Below are 22,822 nucleotides of genomic sequence, written 5' to 3' on the forward strand. Positions count from 1 at the left end.
GCTTCGCGGTCAGCCTAGCCTGTGCCGGACCAAGCGCAATCCTGCCCCGATGGACAATTGGGCAAGATCGGTCGGGCAGGCTGCACCCCTGCCGCATAGGAAGGCGTCGCCACGGAGGAAAAGATGCAGACGCCGCTCGCCCGCTACCATGCCCGGATGCTGCGCGTGCTCGACCATGTCGACGCGCATGCCGGGGAGGATCTCGACCTGGAGACGCTGGCGGGCGTCGCGGCGTTTTCGAAGCATCATTTCCACCGCCAGTTCAGCGCGCTGTTCGGGCTGTCGGTGCATCGCTACGTCCAGCTCGTGCGGATGAAACGGGCATCCTATCGCCTCGCCTATCGGCCGGGGGAGCCGATCATCGGCATCGCGCTCGATGCCGGCTATGAAGCGCCCGAGGCGTTCGCCCGGGCCTTCCGCCAGCGCTTCGGCCAGGCGCCGTCGCAGTTCCGCGCGGCGCCGGACTGGCACCCCTGGCACGCGGCGCTCGCGCCGCTCACCCAAGCAAGGAGCCAGACGATGCAGACCCGATTCACCGGTGCCGACGTGACGACGCTCGACTTCCCCGCCACCCCGGTGGCGTTCCTGACCCACCGCGGCGACCCCGCCCGTCTCGGCGACACGATCCGCCGCTTCATCGCCTGGCGCAAGACCAGCGGCCACCGGCCGCCGGCGAGCGCCACCTACACCATCTTCCACACCGATCCGCGCACCACCCCGACCGAAGACTATCGCCTCGACCTCTGCGCCGGCACCGCGCATCCCGTGGCCGACCCCGTGCATGGCATCGAGCCCGGCCTGATCCCGGCCGGCCGCTGCGCGATGCTGCGGGTGGCGGGGCAGGCCGACGATCTCGAGCCCGCCGCGCTGTTCCTCTACCGCGCATGGCTGCCGGAAAGCGGCGAGGAACCCGGCGACTTTCCCCTCTTCGCGAGACGGGTCGCCTTCTTCCCCGATGTGCCCGAGCACGAGGCGGTGACCGAACTCTATCTGCCGCTCAAATAGCCCCCATGGTGCAGCGTGCGCCGCCGCGACCACCAGTGGTTGTGGCGGCGGTGATTCATCCCCCAAAATTTATTTGCAGTTCCATGTTCGTTCCCTTGCCTTTTTGAAAGGCCAGGGAAGTCCGCGCGTCGCGACATGAAGCGGCCGTTAGCCCTGCCACGAGCCGAGTCATTTCAGCGACGAGCCGTTGCAATCCTCGGTGATTTCCGCTCTTGTGCCCGGACTCGGATTGGCACAATCTGTAGTGGTCGCACCAAGGGGCAAGCCCAAGCACTGGTAACCCAACGTTCGCATAGCCATATGCGACTGGGGTAGACTCGTGCCGGCTGCCGGGCCGATGGACACTTTTTGTTCTCGCGCAAATCCGGCTGGTGCTACGATTGCTACCGTGCCCCGAGTCGGTTGTTGCGTATGCAGAAGACAGGGGTCCGAGGTATGGAATTCAGAGATAGTGAGACCAGCGTGAACGAGACCGCCACCATCGAAGCCGCCACCGCCAGCAAGGCGCTCGACAGCAAGGCGATCGTGCCGCAGCCCTATCCGGTCGAGGTCGATCATGCGCGCGACGCGCTGCTCACCGATTTCGGCAAGGAAACGCTGAAGGACCGCTATCTGCTCCCCGGCGAAAGCTACCAGGACCTGTTCGTTCGCGTCGCCTCGGCCTATGCCGACGACCAGGCGCACGCGCAGCGACTGTACGACTATATCTCCAAGCTGTGGTTCATGCCGGCGACCCCGGTGCTGTCGAACGGCGGCACGGGCCGCGGCCTGCCGATCAGCTGCTACCTCAACTCGGTGCCGGACAGCCTCGACGGCATCGTCCAGACCTGGAACGAAAATGTCTGGCTCGCCTCGCGCGGCGGCGGCATCGGGACCTATTGGGGCAGCGTGCGCGGCATCGGCGAACCGGTGGGCCTCAATGGCAAGACCAGCGGCATCATCCCCTTCGTCCGCGTGATGGATTCGCTGACGCTCGCGATCTCGCAGGGCTCGCTGCGCCGCGGCTCGGCCGCCTGCTATCTCGACATCTCGCACCCCGAGATCGAGGAGTTCCTCGAGATCCGGAAACCCTCGGGCGACTTCAACCGCAAGGCGCTCAACCTGCACCACGGCGTGCTGATCCCCGACGCGTTCATGGAAGCGGTGCGCGACGGCGCCGAATGGCAGCTGAAGAGCCCGAAGGACGGCTCGGTCCGCGCGACCGTCGATGCGCGCGCGCTGTTCCAGAAGCTGGTCGAAACCCGCCTCGCCACCGGCGAGCCGTACATCGTGTTCTCGGATCACGTGAACTCGACCATGCCCAAGCACCACCGCGACCTTGGCCTCAAGGTCTCGACTTCGAACCTGTGCTCGGAGATCACGCTGCCCACCGGCCGCGACCACCTGGGCAATGATCGCACCGCGGTGTGCTGCCTCTCCTCGCTCAATCTCGAGACCTGGGACGAGTGGAACAAGGACAAGCGCTTCATCGAGGACGTGATGCGCTTCCTCGACAATGTGCTAACCGACTATATCGAGCGCGCGCCCGACGAGATGGCCCGCGCCCGCTATTCGGCGGCGCGCGAGCGCTCGGTCGGCCTCGGCGTGATGGGCTTCCACAGCTTCCTCCAGGCCCGCGGCATTCCGTTCGAAGGCGCGATGGCGAAGAGCTGGAATCTCCGCATCTTCAAGCATGTCAGCGCGCAGGTGAACGAAGCCTCGATGGCGCTAGCGGTCGAACGCGGCCCCTGCCCGGACGCGGCCGACATGGGCGTGATGGAGCGGTTCAGCTGCAAGATGGCGATCGCGCCGACCGCGTCGATCTCGATCATCTGCGGCGGCACCAGCGCCTGCATCGAGCCGATCCCGGCCAATATCTACACCCACAAGACGCTCAGCGGCTCCTTCTCGGTGCGCAATCCGTATCTGGAGAAGCTGCTCAAGGAGAAGTCGAAGAATTCCGACGCGGTGTGGAACTCGATTCTCGAGCAGGGCGGCTCGGTCCAGCACCTCGACTTCCTTACCCAGGAAGAGAAGGACACGTACAAGACCAGCTTCGAGATCGACCAGCGCTGGATCCTGGAGCTGGCGGGCGATCGCGCGCCGTTCATCGACCAGGCGCAGTCGCTCAACCTGTTCATCCCGGCGGACGTGGAAAAGTGGGACCTGCTGATGCTCCACTTCCGCGCCTGGGAGCTGGGCATCAAGTCGCTCTACTATCTGCGCTCCAAGTCGGTGCAGCGCGCCGGCTTCGCGGGCGGGGTCGAGGCCGACAACACGATCGAGAAGCCCAAGTTCGATCTGGGCGAGTCGACCGATTACGACGAATGCTTGGCCTGCCAGTGAACCCTGGCGATGCAGCGGCGGTCCACCCTCATGCCCTCCTCTCCCGTCTCGGGAGAGGCAAAGGCGCGTGCTGAGGCACGAGAGGAAGCGGTGAGGAAGGCATATGCCTCCTCACCGCCCGCGACATTACGCCTCTTCTTCGAACAGCTCGACCGCGACGTCGGCGTTGGCCGAGAGGCGCACCTTGTCGCCCTCGACTTCGGCGACCAGGCCGCCGGGGATATAATGATGGTGCCCTTCATGGCTGCCGGTGGCACCTTCGACCTGGGCCGCCGAGTCCTTCTTGGTCAGCTTGATGCGGTCGCCATCGACATGGTCGACGGTCCCGACATGGACGCCGTCGGCGCCGATGACTTCCATATGCTCCTGGATTGCGCTCAGATCTGCCATGGGTCTTCTCCTGCTTGGGGTTCGCGCACCGAACGCACGCGGTCGCGAAACGATGCACGCGGGCCTCGGGCGCGTCTGCCATACGCAGGGATAGCTGCATGAAGATCCGCGCCGCCTTTGCCCTTGCCGCCCTCGCCCTGCTCGCCGCCTGCGCGCACCAGGTGCCGAGCGCCGTGGCACCGCAGGCGCCGGGCTTCCTGCTCGGGCTGTGGCACGGCTTCATCTTTCCCGTGGCGTGGGGGCTGTCGCTGATCTTGCCCGACGTCGCGGTCTATGCGGTGCCGAACAATGGCGGCTGGTATGATTTCGGCTTCTTCATCGGCGTGGTGTTCCTCGGCGTCGGCGCGCAGGGTGGCCGCAAGGTCGTCTATCGCGAACGCATCGTCGTGCGCGACGGCATGAAGACCGTCCGCGGACGGGTGATCGACCAATGACGCGCACGCTCGCCCTCCAGGCCGGCCTCGGCATCGCCTCGGGCACGGCAGGACTGATCGTCCTCCTCCGCCCTTCAGTGGCGCGGCGGCTGCTGCGCGTCAAAGCCAGCGAGCCGGCGACCTACGCGCTGCGGATCGGCGGCATGATGCTGGTCGCGCTCGGCCTGTTCCTCACCGGCTTCGCGCTGGCCTTTGCGAGTGCCACGAGGAGCACGCTATGATCGACGGACGTCTATTTTTGTTGATCACCACATTGATATGCGTCGGCGCTTTCCTGAATGGCCTGCGCTTTGCGACGAAATCCGAGAACCCTTGGGCCGGAAAAAAACTGTTCGGCAATAACGTCGGCGGATCTGAACTGAGCATCGCGCAGATCCGCCGAATAGGCCTGCTTCAGATGATCGCCGCGCCCATATTCCTATTGCTTTTCGCTGCCCTCTGCTTCGGTCTTTTCGGCCCTGTTGACGGCATTCAGACCATCAGATTCTAATCCTGCCGGAGTACCCCGATGTCGCTTCTCGAAGCCCGCAAGACCTACAAGCCCTTCGAATATCCCTGGGCCTATGAATATTGGAAGCGCCAGCAGCAGGTTCACTGGCTGCCGGAAGAAGTGCCGCTGGGCGAGGATTGCCGCGACTGGGCGCAGAAGCTGACCGATCACGAGCGCAACCTGCTGACGCAAATCTTCCGCTTCTTCACCCAGGCCGATGTGGAAGTGCAGGATTGCTACCACGAGAAATATGGCCGCGTGTTCAAGCCGACCGAGATCAAGATGATGCTCACCGCCTTCTCCAACATGGAGACGGTGCACATCGCGGCGTACAGCCACCTGCTCGACACGATCGGCATGCCCGAGACCGAGTACAGCGCCTTCCTCCAGTATAAGGAGATGAAGGACAAGCACGACTATCTCGCCACCTTCGGCGTCGACAGCGATGAGGATATCGCCAAGACGCTGGCGATGTTCGGCGGCTTCACCGAGGGGCTGCAGCTGTTCGCCAGCTTCGCGATGCTGATGAACTTCCCGCGCTTCAACAAGATGAAGGGCATGGGCCAGATCGTCACCTGGTCGATCCGCGACGAGAGCCTGCACTGCGAGGGCATCATCAAGCTGTTCCACACCTTCTGCAAGGAACGGAACTGCATGACCCCGAGCGTGCGCGACGACATTCTGGACATGTGCCAGAAGACCGTCCGCATCGAGGACGCATTCATCGACCTGGTGTTCGAGATGGGCCCGGTGAACGGCATGACGCCCAAGGACATCAAGAAATATGTCCGCTTCATCGCCGACTGGCGGCTGGGGCAGCTGGGCCTCAAGCCGATCTATATGATCGACGAGCACCCCCTGCCCTGGCTCGCTCCGCTGCTCAACGGCGTCGAACACGCCAATTTCTTCGAGACGCGCGCGACCGAATATTCGAAGGCGGCGACGCGCGGCCAGTGGAACGAGGTGTGGGACAGCTTCGACAAGCGTCGCCAGGCCAAGACCAGCACGATCGCCAACGAAGACGCGATCGAAGGCGACATGTTCGCCAAGGCGGGAATCGCGGCGGAGTAAGCCCGGCACTCTAAACTCCCCTCCCGCTTGCGGGAGGGGAGTTTAGAAGGAAGAAGCGGCCGTTACCCCAGCGCCGCGATAAACGCCCGCGCATTGGCGCCGACCTGTTCGGCGCTCATCCCCACCTTGTAGAGCGCCGAACCCAGGCCGAAGCCGGGCGCCCCCGCGGCGATCCACGGCGCCATCGTGTCCGGCGATACGCCGCCCACCGGCAGGATCCGCGCTTCGGTCAGCACCGCGCGCATTGCCTTGAGCACCGTCGGGCTCGCCGCCTCGGCCGGGAACAGCTTGAGCGCGGTCGCGCCCGCGTCGAGTGCTGCGAAGGCCTCGCTCGGCGTCAGGATGCCCGGCAGCGAGACCAGCCCCGCCGCTGCGCTCGCGCGGATCACGTCGAGATTGGCGTTGGGCGAGATGATCATCGTGCCGCCGGCCTCGGCCACCGCCTGCACCTGCTCGACCCGCAGCACCGTGCCCGCACCGATCACCGCGCGACCCGCGAAGCGCTTGGCGAGGCGCGACACGCTGTCCAGCGGATCGGGCGAGTTCATCGGCACTTCGATCAGCGTGAAGCCGGCCGCGACGAGTTCGTCGCCGATCGCCTCGACCTCGTCGGGCTTCACGCCCCGCAGGATCGCGATCAGCGGGCAACGGGCGAAGGCGGCGTCGAATTCGGCAACGTGGTTCATGCAATCTGCTCCGCAATGGCGAGGATTCCCGCGACGAACGCGTCATGGCTGCTGGCGATGACCGCCTCGCGGCCCTGCGCGCCAATCGCGGCGGCATAGAGGCCGCCCAGCATCGGGTCGGCCAGAATATGGACGGTGTCGTGCCCGGCATGCTCCAGCCGCGCGGCGACGTCGCTGCCGATCAGCAGCCCGCTGGCGAAGGCCGCCGCATCGGCATCGTCGCGCACGCCCAGCATCTTGGCGGCGCGGATGCCGAACAGCGAGGCGGCGAGGTCGCGCTTGCGCCCCTCCTCCACGCCCGCATGAAAGGCGGGGCCGACATGGACCTCACCGCCGAGCTGTGCCGCCAGCAGGCCGTGCTTGCGCAGCGTGGCAAACAACTCGCCGGTCATCGCGGTGGTGAAGTCGGCGATGCGGCCGTCCACCATCTCGACCCATTTGCAGTGCGTTCCCGGCTGGACGAGCAGCGCATCGGCGGGCGCCAGCCCCGCACGCACCGCGCCGAGCAGTTGGACTTCCTCGCCGCGCATCACGTCCGGACGCCCGGTGACCATCGTGGAGACGCCCGGCACGATCGCGCTGCGCTCCTCCACCCAGAGCAGCCCAGCGGCCAGTTCGGCGATCCCGGCGGGTGCCGCGACATAGGGCGCCGGCGCCCAGCCGATATTGGCGCCGACCATGCCCGCCATCAGCAGCGGCAGGTCGCCGTGGCGCGCGCGGATGCCGGCGGCTTCGGCGGCGAAGTCGGTGACCGAGGTCACGCCCTTGTCGTCGCGCTCGGTGTGGGTGACCGCGCCGTTCTCGATCACGAAGACGCGGCGATTGGTCGTGCCCCAGTCGACCGCGAGGAAAGAACCCGAGAAGCTTACCACCATGTCGCGTACAGCCCGATGAGGATGAGGACGATCACCGCCGCGGCGATGTTGAAGCCGGCGGTGGTGCGGAAGGAAACGCCCTGCATCGTGATCAGGCTGCTGTGCGTCGGCGTGCCCGCCAGCGAGACGATCACCGCCAGCGCGAGCGAGGCGAGGAACACCACGCCCATCCGGTTCATGAACGGGAAGTCCGGCAGCAGCCACCACAGGACACAGGACAGCACCACCGAGGCCACCGCGCCGACCAGCGCCCCCGCCTCGGTCGCGCGCGGCCAGAACAGGCCGAGCAGGAAGATGACGGTGATGCCCGGGGTCACGAAGCCCGAGAATTCCTGGATATACTGGAAGGCCTGGTCGAGATTGCCGAGCAACGGGCGCGCGGTGAGCATCGCCAGTACGATCGCGACGCCCGCCGCGATGCGGCCGACCAGCACCAGCTGGCGCTCATGCCCGGCCTTGTCGGCACCGCCTTCCGCACGGCGCTGCACGCCCTTGAACTTGGCGTAGATGTCGAGCGTGAAAATCGTCGCGATCGAATTGATCTTGGACGCGGTGGACGCGATGATCGCCGCGATCAGCGCCGCGAAGACGAGGCCGAGCAGCCCGGTCGGCAGCAGTGCCATCATCGTGGGGTATGCCTGGTCCGGCTTGGCGAGGTTGGGCGCCAGCACCACCGCGGCGATGCCGGGCAGCACGATGACGACGGGCATCAGCAGCTTGAGGAAACCTGCGAACACCACGCCGCGCTGCGCCTCGGCCAGGCTCTTCGCCGCAAGTGCGCGCTGGATGATATACTGGTTGAAGCCCCAATAGCTCAGGTTGGCGATCCACATGCCGCCGACCAGCACGGCAATGCCGGGCAGATCCTTGTAGTGCGGATTGTCGGGCGAGAGGATCATGTCGAAATGATCGGGCGCGCGGCGGGTCAACTCGTGGAAGCCGGCGAGCACGCCGCCGTCGCCGCCGATCTTGCTGAGCGTCAGGTACGCGACGACGAGACCGCCCAGCACCAGCAGCGTCACCTGGACGATGTCGGTCAGCGCCACTGCCTTCAGGCCGCCGCGCAGCTGGTAGAGCAACGCGAAGGCGCCGAGCCCGATCAGCGCCACGTCCTGGTTGACGCCCGCCACCTGGGTGACCGCGATCGAGCCCAGCCAGATGATCGAGGTGAGGTTCACGAACACGTAGAGGATCAGCCAGAATACCGCCATCACGGTGCGGATGGTCGGCCCGAAGCGCTGCTCGAGGAACTGCGGCATCGTGTAGATTTCGTTGCGCAGGAAGATCGGCAGGAAGAACTTGCCGACGATCAGCAGCGTCAGCGCCGCCATCCACTCATAGGAGGCGATGGCGAGGCCGATGGCGTAGCCCGATCCCGACATGCCGACGATCTGCTCGGCCGAAATGTTCGCCGCGATCAGCGAGGCGCCGATCGCCCACCAGGGCAGGTTCTTCGAGGCGAGGAAATAGTCGCTCGAATCCTTGGTGGCGCCCGCCTTGTCGCGGCTCACCCATTGCGCGAGGCCGAAGATGCCGATCGCATAGACGATCACCACGACCAGATCGATGTTGGATAGACTCATGCCCACTCCTGCCGGTGCCGGCGCGAACGGCATGGCCCGCGCGTCTTGCCCCTCCCCGCCCCAATGCAGGGTTCGACCATTCATTTATCTTATTTATCGGGGTTGTCCAGCAACGCCGCTGGAGTACCATGGGTGCAACAATGCGGACGTGCGCAGCTTCGCACGGACAAGAACAGGAAAGCAATTGCGAGGATGTCCACCTCTCCTTCCCTCCCTGCCGATGCGGTCCGTTCGGGGCTGGGCCGCAACCTCACCTATGGCATGCTCGACGCGCTGGGCCGTGCGATCGTCACCGGCCGCTACGAGACGGAACCCTTCCCCACCGAGGCCGAGCTGGCCAAGCAGCACGGCGTCAGCCGATCGGTGACGCGCGAGGCGGTGAAGATGCTCACCGCCAAGGGCCTGCTGAGCGCCCGCCCGCGCCAGGGCACGGTGGTGCAGCCGGCCTCGTCGTGGAACCTGTTCGACACCGACGTGCTGCGCTGGCTGCTCGAGCGACAATTCTCGGTCGACCTGCTCCGCCAGTTCAGCCAGTTGCGCATCGCGATCGAGCCGGAGGCGGCCGCGCTGGCGGCGCAGTTCGCCACGGAGGAGGATCTGCAGCGGATCTCCGCGGGGCTCGCCCGAATGGAAGCCGCCGAGCGCGGGCTCGACGATACGCTCGACGCCGACATCGCCTTCCACGTCGCGGTGCTGCGCGCCTCGGGCAATCCCTTCTACGCGCAGTTCCGCGACATGGTGGCGACCGCGCTGCGCACCTCGATCCGCTTCACCAACCGGATCAAGGGCCGCAGCGCGAGCGTGGCCGACCATGCCGCGGTGCGCGATGCGATTGCCGCCAAGGACTATACCGCCGCCCGCATTGCGATGCGCACGCTGATCGGCGACGTGGTGGAGCTGATCGAAACGGTCGAGGGCGCCGACGCGGCGGTCTAGCCTTCGCCCCCGCCGGCCGCGTCAGAACGCCGGATCGAAGTTGAAGAAGATCGGGTTGGAGATCGCCACCATCGGCCCGGCGACGTTGGTGAAGTTGTCCACGCCCGGATAGGGCGTCTGCGGCCCCTCCACCTCGACGCGGTAATAGCTGCGGGCCTTGGCGTCGGGGGTGTCGGTGAAGCTGACACTGCCGTCCGCGCCGATGCCGAGCGTCGCGAACACGCCGCCATTCTTGACCACGCGGACGTGGTAGGCGCCGTCCTCGCGCTTGCCCGCCAACCGCGCGGTGAAGCGCACCGGCCCGGCGGGCGCCTTCGCGTTGTCGCCCATCAGCATGTCGGCCTTGCCGTCGCCGTTTACGTCCGCGGTGAGCTCCACCCGCGGCGCATAGGGATTGGCGCTGATCGAGGCGCGCCCGCGGCCGATTGCGGCGATCACCGCCTCGCGCGTGCGGGCCGGCGCGAACACCCAGGTCGTCGGTGTGCCGATATTGTTGGCGGTCGCCTCGATCGCCTTCGGCGTGGTGCTGCCGGGCACGGTGCCATGGTGCGAATCGCTGCCGCCCCGCGCGCCGATCTTGCGGCCGGAGTTCAGCATATCGTCCCACACCATCAGGTTGGTCTTGTTCGGCGCCCGGCGGACGGTGTTCCACACCTCGATCGAATCGACCAGGTCATAGGAATAGCCGAAATGATCCTTGTTGGTCGGGTGGTTGGCCGAGAGATGGACGCCCAGCCCGTCCTTCACCTTTTGCACCTGCACGTCCCGGGCGTCGCGGACGTCGAACAGCGCCTTGTGGTCATAGGGCTTGGCCGACAGGATCACGGCGTGGCCTCGCACGGTCGTCCACTCCGCGCCGTAGAGAAGCAGCAGCTTGTCCGACCGGAATTCGGGATCGGACCATGTGTTATGCGCGACATCTCCGTCGACATGGTTGTCGTGGTCGCTGATCAGCAGGAAATCGAAGCCTGCGCGCTCGGCATCGGCGATGATCCGCGCCTCGGGATGGTTGGTCGAATCCTTGCTGTGCGTCGAGTGGACGTGGAGGTCGCCTTTCATCCACACACCCTCGGTCAGGCTGGCGACGACGAACTTGTCATTGGTCTGGGCAGACGCTGCGGCAGGCACGAACAGCGCGGCGAGCGCGAGGGCGGCAACACGGAACATGGTTTCTCCGGCAGGCTGGCTTCGGGCGGACGCCCGCCCCTCAACTACCGCCGAGAACGTTGATCGTGAAGGCCACCACGCCCAGATTGAACACGAAGGCTGCTAGGCAGTGCAGCGTCACCACCCGGCGCAGCTGCCGCGTCTCGACCGAGACGTCGCTGGTCTGGAAGGTCATGCCCAGGCAAAAGGCGAAATAGAGGAAGTCCCAGTAATTGGGCTCGGGCGTCTTGGGAAACTCCAGCCCGCCCTTGTCGCGCCCGCCCGGCGCCTCGCTGTAGAACAGATGCGCGTAGTGCAGCGCGTAGACGGCGTTGCTGAACGTCCAGCTGAGCGCGAGCGTGCCGATGATCAGCGCGAGCTGCGCGGGCTGGGGCGCCTTGCGCTCCATCAGCTCGCTGGCGATCGCCACCAGAATGACGATGGTGACGGCGCCGGTGACGCCGAGCAGCACCAGCCGGTTCGCATCATTGTTGCAGGCCGAGCGCCGCATCGCATCGGACTGGTGCTTGAGCATGGGCACACACAGCGCGAGGAACAGCGCCGCGCCGATGTCGAAGGCGAGCATCGCGCCTGCCCGGATGCCGAAATGCGGCACCAGCAGCAGCCCCGCCGCGATCGTCGTCGCGGCGAAGGCGAGGAAACGCGGCGGCGCGAGGACATTGCCGACCCCCCGGGGCCGGGCCCCGCGCCGCCGCATTGGCTGGTTCAGGCTGCCTTGGCCTTCTTGGCGGCCTCGATCGCCTCGAGGACGATCTGACGCGCTTCGGCGGCATCACCCCAGCTACCGATCCGCACCCACTTCTCGGACTCGAGGTCCTTATAATGGGTGAAGAAATGCTCGATCTGCTGGAGCACGATCGAGGGCAGATCCGAACGCTCGCCAACGTCCGAATAATAGGGGAAGGTGCTGTCGACCGGCACGCAGACCAGCTTCTCGTCGCCGCCGGCTTCGTCTTCCAGCTTCAGCACCGCGATCGGGCGCGCGCGCACCACGCAGCCCGGCACGAAGGGCGAGCGGGCGATGACGAGCGCGTCGAGCGGATCGCCGTCGGGCGACAGCGTGTGCGGCACGAAACCGTAGTTCGCGGGGTAGCGCATCGGCGTGTGCAGGATACGATCGACGAACAGCGCGCCGCTGGCCTTGTCGAACTCATACTTCACGGGCTCGCCGCCCGAGGGAACCTCGATGATGACGTTCAGATTGTTCGGCGGATCATCGCCGATGGGAATGAGATCGATGCGCATATTTCTCTAACCTGTGGTTGGCGGCTCTGCCCGTCTCAGCGGGCTTGCAGCAGCTTGTCGAGGCCAGCCTCTCCTTCGACCGTCTTGACGAGATGCGGATAGCGCAGCCCATCATGATAGTCGATGGCAACCTCTCGGTAACTATCGTCCCGTTTTAGCGTCAGGCGAATCGGCGCCTTGGTGCCCTTGGCCGCCTTGACCGCCTCGATCAGCGCATCGACCGCGTAGGCGCGGCCGTTCACCGCGACGATTTCGTCGGCGACGGTGATGCCGGCCTTGAACGCCGGACCGTCCCACATCACGCCGGCGATGCCCTTCTTGCCGACCGCGAGACCCAGCGAATAGCTGAGGTCGGCGGTGCCCGGACGGCTCATCTTGTTGGGCACCTCGGTATAGACGAGCTTGTAGCCGTTGCGGGTGAACCCGGCGAGCGGTGCCCGCTCCGACACGTCGTGCAGCCGCGCGGTGAGCAACTTGCGCCAGTCATAGGGCTGGATGCCCTCCAGCGTCTTGACCACGTCGTCGAAGCTGTAGGTCACCTCGCCATAGTCGCCGTCGCGGCCGCCGAAGAAGATTCGCGCGAAATCGTCGATCGACTTGGTGCCCTTGCTCTGCTCGCGGAGGATCGAATCGACCTCCATCCACACCAGCAGGCCCTCGTTGTAATAATCCTCGCTGCGCTGCCAGCTGGTCCAGCCCTTGGGCGCGCGCGCGGTGATGATCGGATCGTTGGTGGTGTCGATCAGCGGTCGCCACTGGCGGCCGGCGCGGTTGTCGAGGCTGGCCATGATGTTGGCATAGCCTTCGAGCGTCTCTTCCTTGGAGACGAGGCCCGAGCGCGCCTGGAACACATAACCCCAGAACTGGGTCTGGCCCTCATACACCCACAGCGACTGGTCGCGCATCGGCATGCGGAAGTCCGGCGTCCACAGTTCGGCGCCGCGGCGATACTTGCCGTCCCAGCTATGGGTGTATTCGTGCGGCAGCAGGTTGCGCGCACCCGCCTGCTCGCCCCATTTGGTGAAGTAGCCGGGCTGCACGCCGTTTTCCGAGCTGCGGTGATGCTCGAGGCCGATGCCGCCCATCTTGTCGCTGATCGACAGGAGGAAGTGATAGTGGTCGTAATGCTGGGCGCCGAAGGTCTTCACCGCCTGCTCGACCAGCCTTTTGTGCGCCTCGATCTGCTCGGGCTTGGCCTCCAGCTCGTCGGCGCTGTCCGCCACCACGTCGAGCGTCACGCGCTCGCTGAGCGGGAACTTGCGGTAATAGCGACCGGCGATGACCGGCGAATCCATCAGGATCTCGTAGCTGGTGGTCTCATAGGCATAGGTCGAGCCGGTCACCGTGGCGGGCACCGCGCCGGCGGCGGTCCAGCCCTCGGGATATTTCACCGTCGCTTGGATCGGAATGCGGCGGGTGAAATAGCCCGCCGGATAGAGGCTGAGCGAGTTGAACTGCACGCTCATCATCTCGGGCGTCATCACGATGCGGCCCTGGTTGCCGTCGGTCGCGGAGACGAACTGGAACTCGGCCTCGACGGTCTTGGCACCCGCCGGCACGTCGACATGGAAGGCGAACACGTCCACCGTGTCGCGCGTCCAGGGGATCCGCTTGCCGTTCGCCTTGATCTGCAGGCCCGCCAGCTTCTCGATCTCGCCGCGCGGCCCGTGCTTGCCGGGCAGCCATTCGGGGAAGAGCAGCGTCAGGCGGCCCGCCTTGGCGACCGGGATCGTCTCGCGCACCCGGAAGATGCCGCGCACCGTATCGGTCGCGTCCACATCGATCTTGAGCGTGCCCGGATAGGCCACGTCGCGCGCCGCCGGGATGGTGTCGACGATCGGCACCGGCTGCGGCATCGAATTCTGCGCGAGCGCAGGCGCGGTGGTGGCCAGCAACAGGCTGGCAAGCGAGAGTGCACGAACCATGAAGTGACGGCCCCTTTTGATGGATCTTCGCGAACGCGAAACGGCGCGGATCGGGCAATATTGTTGCTCGCGAATTTCCGCGAGGCAAGGGGGGTCAGTCGCGCCGGTCCTCGTAGATCGCGACCATGCGCTCGCCGTCTGCCGATACCTTGCCGCGATACATGCCGGGCGTGGTGAAGCTCCAGTCGAGCGCGCCGCCGGGTGCGACCAGGATCACCCCGCCGACACCGCCCATCCCCTTCACGTCGGCCATCACCACGTCGGCCGCCTGCTTGGCGGTCTCGCCCTTGAACCGCATCCGCGCACAGATCTCGTGCGCGACGCCCTCGCGGATGAAGAACTCGCCCGAGCCGGTGGCGGAAACCGCGCAGGCGCGATCATCGGCATAGGTGCCCGCGCCGATCAGCGGCGAATCGCCGACCCGGCCCCAGCGCTTGCCGGTGAGCCCGCCGGTGGAGGTGGCGGCGGCGACATGGCCGTGCGTGTCCATAGCCACCGCGCCGACCGTGCCGTATTTCATGTCGACGTCGAAGCCGCCACCCGCGCTGTCCCCCTTCATCGATTTGAGCTGCTGGCGGCGCTCCTCGGTGCCGAACCAAGCGTTGTCGACCTGCTCGAGCTGATGCTCGCGGGCGAACTGGTCCGCACCCTCGCCGGCGAGCAGGACGTGACGGCTCTTGTCCATCACCGCCCGGGCGAGCGCGACGGGGTGGCGCGTGGTGGTCGATCCCGCGACCGCGCCCGCCGCACGGGTGCGGCCGTCCATGATCGCGGCGTCGAGCGTGTGGCCGCCTTCCCAGGTGAACACCGATCCGCGCCCGGCATTGAAGTGCGGATCGTCCTCCAGCACCTGCACCGCCGCCTGCACCGCGTCGACCGCCGAGCCGCCCGCCTCGAGCACTGCCGCGCCGGCGTCGAGCGCGGCGTTGAGGCCTGCTTCGGCGCCCGACTCCTGCGCCACCGGCAGCTCGCCGCGCCGCATGCTGCCGGCACCGCCGTGGATCATCAGCGTCCAGCGGGGCTTGGGGGTGGCGGTAGACATGGCGGCGGGCTCCTGATGCATAATTCGGGCCGTCCCTAGCAGATCAGGCGAAGCGTCCAAGCCGCAGCGAACTGTATCCTTCCCCTGGCCGGGGAGGAAACCAAGGGACGCCATCTGCCCTAGCCCCGCCGCGCTGATGCGCCTATATGGCCCCCATGTCCGTACGACCCTGGCGCGATATCATCCGGCGGCAAAGCCGTCAGATCATGGTGGGCAACGTGCCCGTAGGCGGCGACGCCCCGGTGACGGTGCAGACCATGACCAACACCGCCACCTCCGACGTGAAGGCGACGATCGACCAGATCCGCCGCTGCGAAGAGGCGGGCGCGGACATCATCCGCGTCTCCTGCCCCGACGTCGAAAGCACCACCGCGCTCAAGCAGATCGTCCGCGCCGCGCGCGTGCCGATCGTCGCGGACATCCATTTCCACTACAAGCGCGCGCTGGAAGCCGCAGATGCCGGCGCCGCCTGCCTGCGGATCAACCCGGGCAATATCGGCTCGGCCGACCGAGTGAACGAGGTGGTCAACGCCGCCAAGGCCAATGGCGCTTCGATTCGCATCGGCGTCAACGCAGGCAGCCTCGAGAAGGATCTGCTCGAGAAATATGGCGAGCCCTGCCCCGAAGCGCTGGTCGAATCCGCGCTTGATCACATCAAGCTGCTCCAAGACCGCGACTTTCACCAGTTCAAGGTCGCGGTGAAGGCGAGCGACGTGTTCCTCGCCGTCGCCGCCTATCAGCAGCTGGCTGATGCGGTCGACTGCCCGCTGCACCTCGGCATCACCGAGGCGGGCGGGTTCGTCGGCGGGACGGTGAAGTCGGCGATCGGCATCGGCTCGCTCCTGTGGTTCGGCATCGGCGATACCATCCGGGTAAGTCTTTCGGCCGAGCCCGAGGAGGAAGTGCGCGTCGGCTTCGAGATCCTCAAGGCGCTCGGCATCCGCAACCGGGGCGTCCGCGTCGTCTCCTGCCCGAGCTGCGCGCGCCAGGGCTTCGACGTGATCCGCACCGTGCAGGCGCTGGAGGAACGGCTCCAGCACATCCGCACGCCGCTGTCGCTTTCGGTGCTCGGCTGCGTGGTCAACGGCCCCGGCGAGGCGCGCGAGACCGATATCGGCCTGACGGGCGGCGGCAACGGCAAGCACATGGTGTATCTGTCGGGCCTGACCGATCACACCGTCGAGGATGCCGACATGCTCGATCACATCGTCAAGCTGGTCGAAGCCAAGGCCGCCGAGATCGAAGCCGCCAGCGCGGCGCCGGCGCAGGCGGCGGAGTAAACCGGACCGTCCTTCCGGCCTGACGAAGCGACAGCGCACAAGCAACTTGTGCGCTGCACAATGGTTGAGTCGGCATGACACAGAAATCCAGCAAGAAACCGCGTTCGGCACTCTCTGATGCGATACAGCCGGAGGATGCCGGTACGCGCCGCAACCTCGGCTGGATCGCTGGAGCCGCGGGTATCGCGGCGTTGGCTGGCAGCGCGCTGTACAACCGTGCAAGCAGGAAGCGGGCAGAAGCGGAGACGCCGCCCGCCGGATCGTTTGTCGACGTCGACGGGATGCGCCTCCATTATGTCGACCGCGGCGAAGGACCGGCGGTGGTGCTCCTCCACGGCAACGGCGTTACTCTCCAGGATTACGAAGCGAGCGGCGTGCTGGGCCTCGCCGCGGCGCAGAATCGCGTGATCGCGTTCGACCGCCCCGGCTTCGGCTATAGCGATCGCCCGCGCACGACGATCTGGACACCGGCGGCGCAGGCGCAGGTGATCGCGGCGGCGCTCAAGCAGCTCGGCGTCGGGCCTGCCGTGGTGGTGGGCCATAGCTGGGGTACGCTGGTCGCGCTGGCCCTGGCGCTGGACGCTCCGGAAACGGTATCCGGCCTCATCCTCCTGTCCGGCTATTATTACGGGACGGCCCGCCCGGACGTCTGGCCGCTTTCCACGCCGGCCCTCCCCCTGGTCGGCGACGTCATGGCGACCACCGTGTCGCCGCTCGCTGGCCGCCTGCTTGGGCCGGTGGCGATCAAGGCCAGCTTCTCGCCCGCACCGATTTCGGAGAAGTTCGCCGCCTTTCCGATCGCGCTGACGCTGCGCCCGTCCCAGGTCCGCGCGACCGCCGCAGACACTGCGCTGATGGTACCCGCTGCGGTCGCGATCAGCCGCCGGTACGAGGCGCTACCGGTGCCGATCATCGTCATGGCGGGCGAAGGCGATCGTATCGCCCATGTCGATCGGCATGCGGAACGCTTCGCCCGCGAAGTATCGGGTGCCGAACTGCGGATCGTACCGGCGCAGGGGCATCTGTTTCACTATGCGGTGCCGGAACAGGTCGTGGCGGCGATCCGCGACGTCGCGGCGCGGACGAGCGCCGGGGCGCCGGCCACGGCCGATCGCGCCGTCCTGGCATGACGCGGTCCGGGCGCGGGTACATGCCTGCCGGCATGCGCCCCGCGCCGGGGCGCGCTCACCGCGTCGGCACGGGCTCCGCACCGGTATAGTCGTAGAAGCCGCGCTTGGTCTTGCGGCCGTACCAGCCGGCTTCCACGTACTTCACCAGCAAGGGTGCCGGGCGGAACTTGGGGTCGCCGGTGCCTTCGAACAGCACGCGGGTGATCTCCAGGCAGGTGTCGAGCCCGATGAAATCGGCCAGCGTGAACGGGCCCATCGGGTGGTTGAGCCCGAGCTGGCACGCCGCATCGATATCGGGAATCGTCGCCACACCCTCGCCGAGCGCGAAACACGCCTCGTTGAGCATCGGCATCAGCACGCGGTTGACGATGAAGCCGGGCGCATCATTGGCATGGACGATCCGCTTGCCGAGCGACTGGCCGAACGACTCCACCGCCGCGACGGTCGCGTCGCTGGTGGCGAGGCCGCGGATCAGCTCGATCAGGCCCATCACCGGCACGGGATTGAAGAAGTGCACGCCCATGAAGCGCGCCGGATCGGGCGCCGCCTGGGCAAGCCGGGTGATCGGGATCGACGAGGTGTTGCTGGCGAGGATCGCGTCGCCTCCCAGCGCCTTGCCGACGGTCTCGAAGATCTGGCGCTTTACGCCCTCGCGCTCGGTCGCCGCCTCGATCACCAGGTCGCACAGCGCCATCGCGGCGAGATCGCCGATGGGGGTGATCCGGCCCAGCGCGGCTTCGGCATCGGCGGCGGTGATCTTTTCCTTCTCCACCGCGCGCGCGAGCTGCTTGCCGATGCCTGCCTTGCCGGCTTCGGCGCGCGCCTGGTCGACATCGGACAGCAGCACGGCATAGCCCGCCTGCGCCGACACCTGGGCAATCCCCGCACCCATCTGGCCCGCACCGATCACGCCTACCGTCTTCATGCCCGTCTCCTGAAAATTTGTTGCGGCCCTCCTAGCCAGTCGCGCCGGGAAGGGCCAGCGCCGGGATCACTCCTCGCCCTCGGGATCCTCACGCGGGGGATCCCGGCGGCGGCGATCGGCGTCGCTGCCGGGCGCGGGGATCCGCAGGTTGCGCGGGATCGCGTCGCGCACCTCGCCTTCGGGCACCAGCTCGCGCACCCGGCCGAGATCGAGCTGGACGCCCTCCTCGTCGACCTGCACGCCGGCGCTGTTCAGCACATCGTCGAGAACGATGCCATTCTCGTCGATCACATTGTCGGGCTCGACGGGCACCGGCGGTAGGGTCAGACCCAGCGCGCGGACCATGAAGTCGCGCCAGATATGCGCCGGCAGCCCGCCGCCAGAGGCGCCCGACACCGGGCTGTTGTCGTCATTGCCGATCCACACCCCGACGACGAGGTCGCCTGCCCAGCCGACGAACAGCGCGTCGCGCCCGTCCTGGGTCGTACCCGTCTTGCCGAACGCGGGTACCGGCAGCGCCGCCGAGCGCCCGGTACCCGACTGGACCACGGTTTCGAGCATCGAGCGCAGGTCTTCGAGCAGCCGTTCGTCGAAGCGGCTCGGCCCGCCCAGCCGGCGCGCCAGCCAGTCGTCGGCCGATTCTTCTTCGTCCAGACCACGGGGACGCACGGGGTAGCTGCCGTTGGCCACCGCCGCATAGGCCGCGGTCAGCTCTAGCAGCGAGCCGGTCGAGGTGCCGAGCGCGATCGAGGCGTCGTTGCCGAGCGGGGTAGAGATGCCAAGGTCGCGCGCCGCCTGGGTGACCCGGCCGACGCCGAGCTTCTGGATCAGCCGCGCGGCCACGACATTGCTCGACTTGGCCATCGCCTGGCGCAGCGTGATGCGGCCGGCATAGCGGCCGTCGCTGTTCGAGGGCTTCCAGTCGCCGATCTGCACCGGCGTGTCGTCGACCATCGTGTCCGGCGTCATGCCCGAACGCAGCGCGGCGAGGTACACGAACAGCTTGAACGCCGACCCGGGTTGGCGCCGCGCCTGGGTCGCGCGGTTGAACGGGCTGGCGGCATAGTTGCGCCCGCCGACCATCGCGACGACGCGCCCGTCCGGCCGCATCGCCACCAGCGCGACCTGCGCCTTGCCGAGGCCCGAGGCCTTGATCACGCGCTCGGCAGCATTTTGCAGGCGGGTGTCGAGCGTGGTCGTCACCGTCTGCTCGGTGGCGACCCCGCCGGCGCGGTCGCGCGCTTCGGGAAGCACCCAGTCGGCGAAATAGGTGCCGTTCGGCAATCTCTCATCGCTGTCCTGCACGTGCAGCATCGCCGGACGCACGCGCCGCGCCTCGGCCGCGGTGATGAACCCGGCTTCCTGCATCGCGCCGATCACCAGCCGCTGGCGCTCGCGGGCACCGTCAAGATTGCCGGTGGGCGCCAGCCGGCTCGGCGCCTTGACGAGGCCCGCGAGCAGCGTCGCCTGGCTCAGCGTCAGATGCTCGGGACTGGTCGAGAAATAATGCTGGGCGGCAGCGCGCAGGCCATAGACGTTGTCGCCGAAATAGACATTCGAGAGGTAGCGCGAGAGAATCTCGTCCTTGCTCAGCCAGGCCTCGAGCCAGAAGGCGATCAGCACCTCCTGCGCCTTGCGCCCGAAGGTGCGGCGGGAGTTGAGGAACGCATTCTTGGCGAGCTGCTGGGTGATCGTGCTGCCGCCCTGCGACCCGCCGCCCGAGCTGACATTGTGGAACGCCGCGCGCGCGATGCCGCGCGGATCGACGCCCCAGTGGTTGTAGAAGCGCCGGTCCTCGATCGCGATGAAGGCCTGGGCGACATGATCGGGCAGCTTGGACACGTCGACGGGCTTGCCGATCACCGCCCCGCGCCTGGCGATGGGCGTGCCGTCAGAGGCCAGCAGCGTGATCGAGGGCGGCGCGGGCGGACGCAGCGACTTGGACAAGGGCGCGGTGATCGCCAGCCAGGCAACCGCGGCGATGAACAGCAGGATGCACACGGCGAGGCCGCGGACGATCCAGCGGCCCCAGCGGATGCCGCGCTTGGCCGGCACGGCGGGCGGCAGGTCGTCGCCGCCGTCGAAGCCGCCGCCTGCGCCGCCATAGCGCCCGCGATAGGGCTCGTGCGGCGCGGTGCTCTCCCCCGCCCCTATGCCGGGCCGCCAGATCGGCTCGCGCTTGTCGCGCCGCCCCTGCGGGCGCCAGCCCTGCGGTTGTACACCATCGTCGTCGGCGCCATCGCGCCGCAACGGGAATCGACTATCGGGAATGCCGGGCTCGCGCGCCATGCATCCGCCTTAGCCGACTATCTGTGTTATCGCAATAACACACTGGGATTTTGCGGAGGGAGGGTCGCTCAGGCCTCCAGCTCGATGTCCCAGTAGAGCCAGTCGCGCCAGGTGTCGTGGAGATGGTTGGGCGGGAAGCGGCGGCCATGTTCCTGGAGCTGCCAGCTCGTCGGCCGGATCGGCTGGATGTAGAGCGGCATGCCGGCCTGCTGGGGGGTGCGGCCACCCTTGCGAAGGTTGCAGGGGGCGCAGGCGGTGGCGACATTTTCCCAGGTGGTGCGGCCGCCCTGGGCGCGGGGAATGACGTGGTCGAAGGTGAGATCCCGGTGCGATCCGCAATATTGGCAGGCGAACTTGTCGCGGAGGAACAGATTGAACCGGGTGAAGGCGGGAAATTGCGAAGGCTTCACATATTGTTTGAGCGCGATGACCGAAGGGAGCTTCAGCACCGCGCTGGGACTTCGTACCTCGCGTTCGTAATAGGAGACCACGTCGACGCGTTCGAGAAAGATCGCCTTGATTGCCGTCTGCCAGGGCCACACGCTCAGGGGATAATAGCTGAGCGGCGTGTAATCGGCGTTCAGAACGAGCGCAGGGCACCCATCCGGATGGCGGATCAGATCGGGATGGTACATGCAAGAACCTCACCCTCGATTTCGGTGCCTCGCCTCTTGCGCAGAAGCGTGACGCCCGCATGACAGCATATGCCGCGACTCGCGGTCAAGAGCCACATTCATGAATATCCACACCCGATTTGCGCCCAGCCCCACCGGTCGACTCCATCTCGGCCATGCCTATTCCGCCCTCCAGGCGCACGACTTCGCGCGGGGCGCGGGCGGTCGTTTCACCCTGCGCATCGAGGATATCGACGGCACGCGCTCGCGGCCCGAACATGTAGCAGCGATCCTCGCCGATCTCGACTGGCTGGGGCTGATACGGGACGAACCGCCGACCTTCCAGTCGCAGCGGCTGGGGCTGTACCAGGACGCGCTCGACCGGCTGCGGGCGATGGGGCTGCTCTATCCCTGTTTCTGCACCCGCGCCGACATCGCGGCGAGCCTCTCCGCGCCGCACGGGCCCGACGGCCCGCTTTATCCCGGCACCTGCCGCGGCCTCGTCGATCCCGACCTGACGCGCCCGCACAGCTGGCGGCTCGACATGGCGAAGGCAGTCGCGCGGACGGGGGCGCTCACCTGGCACGACGCGGAGGCCGGTACCGTCGACGCCGATCCGGCAAGCCATGGCGACGTGATCCTCGCCCGCAAGGATGCGCCCGCCAGCTATCACCTCGCCGTCACGGTCGACGATGCGGCGCAGGGCATCAGCCATGTCGTGCGCGGGGCCGATCTGTTCGCCGCGACCCATGTCCACCGGCTGCTGCAGGCACTGCTCGACCTGCCGACGCCGGAATACCGCCACCATGCGCTGCTCGCGGGTCCGGACGGTCAGCGGCTCGCCAAGCGGCACGGCGCGCCGACGCTGGAATCGCTGCGGCTGGCGGGCGAGGATGGCCGCGCGCTGTCCGACAGACTGCGCAAAGGGGAAGTACCGATTGGCTTCGGACAAATCGAGGCGTAAGGTCGCCGAATGTTGTTCCTCGCGATCCTGTTCCTCGCAGCGGTCCTGGCGACGCTGTTCTTCCTCATCAAGGGGCTGGTCACCATGGCCGGCACCACCACGCAGGACCTGGAAGGCGACGGCCCCAGCGAGCGCGCGCTGCGATCGAACAAGCTGATGCAGAAGCGCATCCTGTTCCAGGCGGTGGCGATCGGCGTCGCTGCGCTGATCCTGCTGATCGCCTCCGCCAAGAGCTGAGGGGTTCTCGAACCAATAGTCGTCATCCCGGCGGAAGCCGGGATCCATTGCCCTGGCCGTTACGGCTCTTGCCCCGGCGGAGTGGCGAATGGATCCCGACTTTCGTCGGGATGACATCTGTGGACGCCCCTTCGGATGCAAGCAGTAAAGTCGGGGTATGTTGGCACGTAGTCGGATGCTGTCATCTGTCCGGCCTCGATGAGCAGCGC

General features: G+C 67.0%; 23 protein-coding genes. 11 read left to right on the forward strand and 12 right to left on the reverse strand.

The annotated features are described in order from the left end of the window. Nucleotides 1–123: 123 nt before the first annotated feature. Both GGR89_RS13135 and GGR89_RS13140 read left to right on the forward strand, forming a co-directional pair. Nucleotides 124–1,005, forward strand: a complete 882-nt coding sequence (locus tag GGR89_RS13135; protein ID WP_125976629.1) for an AraC family transcriptional regulator — start codon at nt 124–126, stop codon at nt 1,003–1,005. 435 nt (nt 1,006–1,440) lie between these two features. Continuing rightward, nucleotides 1,441–3,330, forward strand: a complete 1,890-nt coding sequence (locus GGR89_RS13140; protein WP_125976628.1) for a ribonucleoside-diphosphate reductase subunit alpha — start codon at nt 1,441–1,443, stop codon at nt 3,328–3,330. A gap of 126 nt (nt 3,331–3,456) precedes the next feature. Here the strand turns inward: GGR89_RS13140 and GGR89_RS13145 are convergent, their stop codons facing one another. Beyond that, the gene (locus tag GGR89_RS13145; RefSeq protein WP_125976627.1) at nt 3,457–3,720 is read right to left on the reverse strand and encodes a DUF2171 domain-containing protein; all 264 of its coding nucleotides are present in this window, start codon (nt 3,718–3,720) and stop codon (nt 3,457–3,459) included. A gap of 98 nt (nt 3,721–3,818) precedes the next feature. On the opposite strand from GGR89_RS13145, the gene GGR89_RS13150 reads away from it, so the two are divergent. The 4 genes from GGR89_RS13150 to GGR89_RS13165 are packed head-to-tail and all read left to right on the forward strand — an operon-like array spanning nt 3,819 to nt 5,715. After that, entirely contained in the window at nt 3,819–4,154 is a 336-nt protein-coding gene (locus GGR89_RS13150) for a hypothetical protein (protein WP_125976626.1), read from the forward strand. Further along, entirely contained in the window at nt 4,151–4,375 is a 225-nt protein-coding gene (locus tag GGR89_RS13155) for a hypothetical protein (protein WP_125976625.1), read from the forward strand. Before GGR89_RS13150 ends, GGR89_RS13155 begins: the two co-directional genes overlap by 4 nt. After that, entirely contained in the window at nt 4,372–4,644 is a 273-nt protein-coding gene (locus GGR89_RS13160) for a hypothetical protein (protein ID WP_125976624.1), read from the forward strand. Before GGR89_RS13155 ends, GGR89_RS13160 begins: the two co-directional genes overlap by 4 nt. Before the next feature lie 18 nt (nt 4,645–4,662). Beyond that, entirely contained in the window at nt 4,663–5,715 is a 1,053-nt protein-coding gene (locus GGR89_RS13165; protein ID WP_125976623.1) for a ribonucleotide-diphosphate reductase subunit beta, read from the forward strand. 62 nt (nt 5,716–5,777) lie between these two features. Here the strand turns inward: GGR89_RS13165 and GGR89_RS13170 are convergent, their stop codons facing one another. The 3 genes from GGR89_RS13170 to GGR89_RS13180 are packed head-to-tail and all read right to left on the reverse strand — an operon-like array spanning nt 5,778 to nt 8,859. Next, the gene (locus tag GGR89_RS13170) at nt 5,778–6,401 is read right to left on the reverse strand and encodes a 2-dehydro-3-deoxy-6-phosphogalactonate aldolase (RefSeq protein WP_125976622.1); all 624 of its coding nucleotides are present in this window, start codon (nt 6,399–6,401) and stop codon (nt 5,778–5,780) included. Beyond that, complete coding sequence (locus GGR89_RS13175) at nt 6,398–7,276, reverse strand: 2-dehydro-3-deoxygalactonokinase (protein WP_125976621.1); 879 nt, start codon at nt 7,274–7,276, stop codon at nt 6,398–6,400. Before GGR89_RS13175 ends, GGR89_RS13170 begins: the two co-directional genes overlap by 4 nt. Further along, nucleotides 7,267–8,859, reverse strand: a complete 1,593-nt coding sequence (locus GGR89_RS13180) for a sodium/sugar symporter (protein ID WP_125976620.1) — start codon at nt 8,857–8,859, stop codon at nt 7,267–7,269. The genes GGR89_RS13175 and GGR89_RS13180 overlap by 10 nt, the downstream gene beginning before the upstream one ends. Nucleotides 8,860–9,051: 192 nt before the next feature. Here GGR89_RS13180 and GGR89_RS13185 point away from each other — a divergent pair, with 192 nt between their 5' ends. Then, a complete protein-coding gene (locus GGR89_RS13185) occupies nt 9,052–9,795 on the forward strand; it encodes a FadR/GntR family transcriptional regulator (RefSeq protein ID WP_125976619.1) in 744 nt (247 codons plus the stop codon). A gap of 21 nt (nt 9,796–9,816) precedes the next feature. Here the strand turns inward: GGR89_RS13185 and GGR89_RS13190 are convergent, their stop codons facing one another. The 5 genes from GGR89_RS13190 to GGR89_RS13210 all read right to left on the reverse strand — a co-directional run bounded on the left by GGR89_RS13190 (nt 9,817) and on the right by GGR89_RS13210 (nt 15,174). Next, entirely contained in the window at nt 9,817–10,962 is a 1,146-nt protein-coding gene (locus tag GGR89_RS13190) for a CehA/McbA family metallohydrolase (RefSeq protein WP_167712964.1), read from the reverse strand. Nucleotides 10,963–11,002: 40 nt separating this feature from the next. Beyond that, a complete protein-coding gene (locus GGR89_RS13195) occupies nt 11,003–11,527 on the reverse strand; it encodes a DUF1345 domain-containing protein (protein WP_125976659.1) in 525 nt (174 codons plus the stop codon). 140 nt (nt 11,528–11,667) lie between these two features. Continuing rightward, a complete protein-coding gene (gene ppa, locus GGR89_RS13200; RefSeq protein ID WP_125976617.1) occupies nt 11,668–12,207 on the reverse strand; it encodes an inorganic diphosphatase in 540 nt (179 codons plus the stop codon). Between the two features lie 35 nt (nt 12,208–12,242). After that, nucleotides 12,243–14,132 (reverse strand): M61 family metallopeptidase, encoded by a 1,890-nt coding sequence (locus GGR89_RS13205; protein ID WP_125976616.1) that lies wholly within the window; start codon nt 14,130–14,132, stop codon nt 12,243–12,245. Between the two features lie 94 nt (nt 14,133–14,226). Beyond that, entirely contained in the window at nt 14,227–15,174 is a 948-nt protein-coding gene (locus GGR89_RS13210; protein ID WP_125976615.1) for an isoaspartyl peptidase/L-asparaginase family protein, read from the reverse strand. Between the two features lie 155 nt (nt 15,175–15,329). On the opposite strand from GGR89_RS13210, the gene ispG reads away from it, so the two are divergent. Beyond that, nucleotides 15,330–16,454 carry a flavodoxin-dependent (E)-4-hydroxy-3-methylbut-2-enyl-diphosphate synthase gene (gene ispG, locus GGR89_RS13215; protein ID WP_125976614.1) on the forward strand — a complete coding sequence of 375 codons (1,125 nt, stop codon included), beginning with the start codon at nt 15,330–15,332 and terminating at the stop codon, nt 16,452–16,454. Nucleotides 16,455–16,528: 74 nt separating this feature from the next. Beyond that, nucleotides 16,529–17,584 carry an alpha/beta fold hydrolase gene (locus tag GGR89_RS13220; RefSeq protein WP_125976613.1) on the forward strand — a complete coding sequence of 352 codons (1,056 nt, stop codon included), beginning with the start codon at nt 16,529–16,531 and terminating at the stop codon, nt 17,582–17,584. Nucleotides 17,585–17,639: 55 nt separating this feature from the next. Here the strand turns inward: GGR89_RS13220 and GGR89_RS13225 are convergent, their stop codons facing one another. The 3 genes from GGR89_RS13225 to GGR89_RS13235 all read right to left on the reverse strand — a co-directional run bounded on the left by GGR89_RS13225 (nt 17,640) and on the right by GGR89_RS13235 (nt 21,433). Continuing rightward, nucleotides 17,640–18,509: a 3-hydroxyacyl-CoA dehydrogenase NAD-binding domain-containing protein gene (locus GGR89_RS13225; RefSeq protein ID WP_125976612.1), complete on the reverse strand. Its 870-nt coding sequence runs from the start codon at nt 18,507–18,509 to the stop codon at nt 17,640–17,642. 66 nt (nt 18,510–18,575) lie between these two features. Next, nucleotides 18,576–20,798: a transglycosylase domain-containing protein gene (locus GGR89_RS13230; RefSeq protein WP_241217981.1), complete on the reverse strand. Its 2,223-nt coding sequence runs from the start codon at nt 20,796–20,798 to the stop codon at nt 18,576–18,578. A gap of 68 nt (nt 20,799–20,866) precedes the next feature. After that, on the reverse strand, nt 20,867–21,433 hold the full coding sequence (locus GGR89_RS13235; protein WP_125976611.1) for an HNH endonuclease: 567 nt from the start codon (nt 21,431–21,433) through the stop codon (nt 20,867–20,869). Between the two features lie 100 nt (nt 21,434–21,533). Here GGR89_RS13235 and gluQRS point away from each other — a divergent pair, with 100 nt between their 5' ends. Together gluQRS and GGR89_RS13245 are read left to right on the forward strand one after the other, a co-directional pair. Next, nucleotides 21,534–22,376: a tRNA glutamyl-Q(34) synthetase GluQRS gene (gene gluQRS / locus GGR89_RS13240; RefSeq protein WP_125976610.1), complete on the forward strand. Its 843-nt coding sequence runs from the start codon at nt 21,534–21,536 to the stop codon at nt 22,374–22,376. A gap of 9 nt (nt 22,377–22,385) precedes the next feature. Continuing rightward, the gene (locus GGR89_RS13245; protein ID WP_125976609.1) at nt 22,386–22,613 is read left to right on the forward strand and encodes an HIG1 domain-containing protein; all 228 of its coding nucleotides are present in this window, start codon (nt 22,386–22,388) and stop codon (nt 22,611–22,613) included. Nucleotides 22,614–22,822 lie beyond the last annotated feature (209 nt).

It is taken from the genome of Sphingomonas trueperi (assembly GCF_011927635.1).
Lineage (GTDB): Bacteria > Pseudomonadota > Alphaproteobacteria > Sphingomonadales > Sphingomonadaceae > Sphingomonas > Sphingomonas trueperi.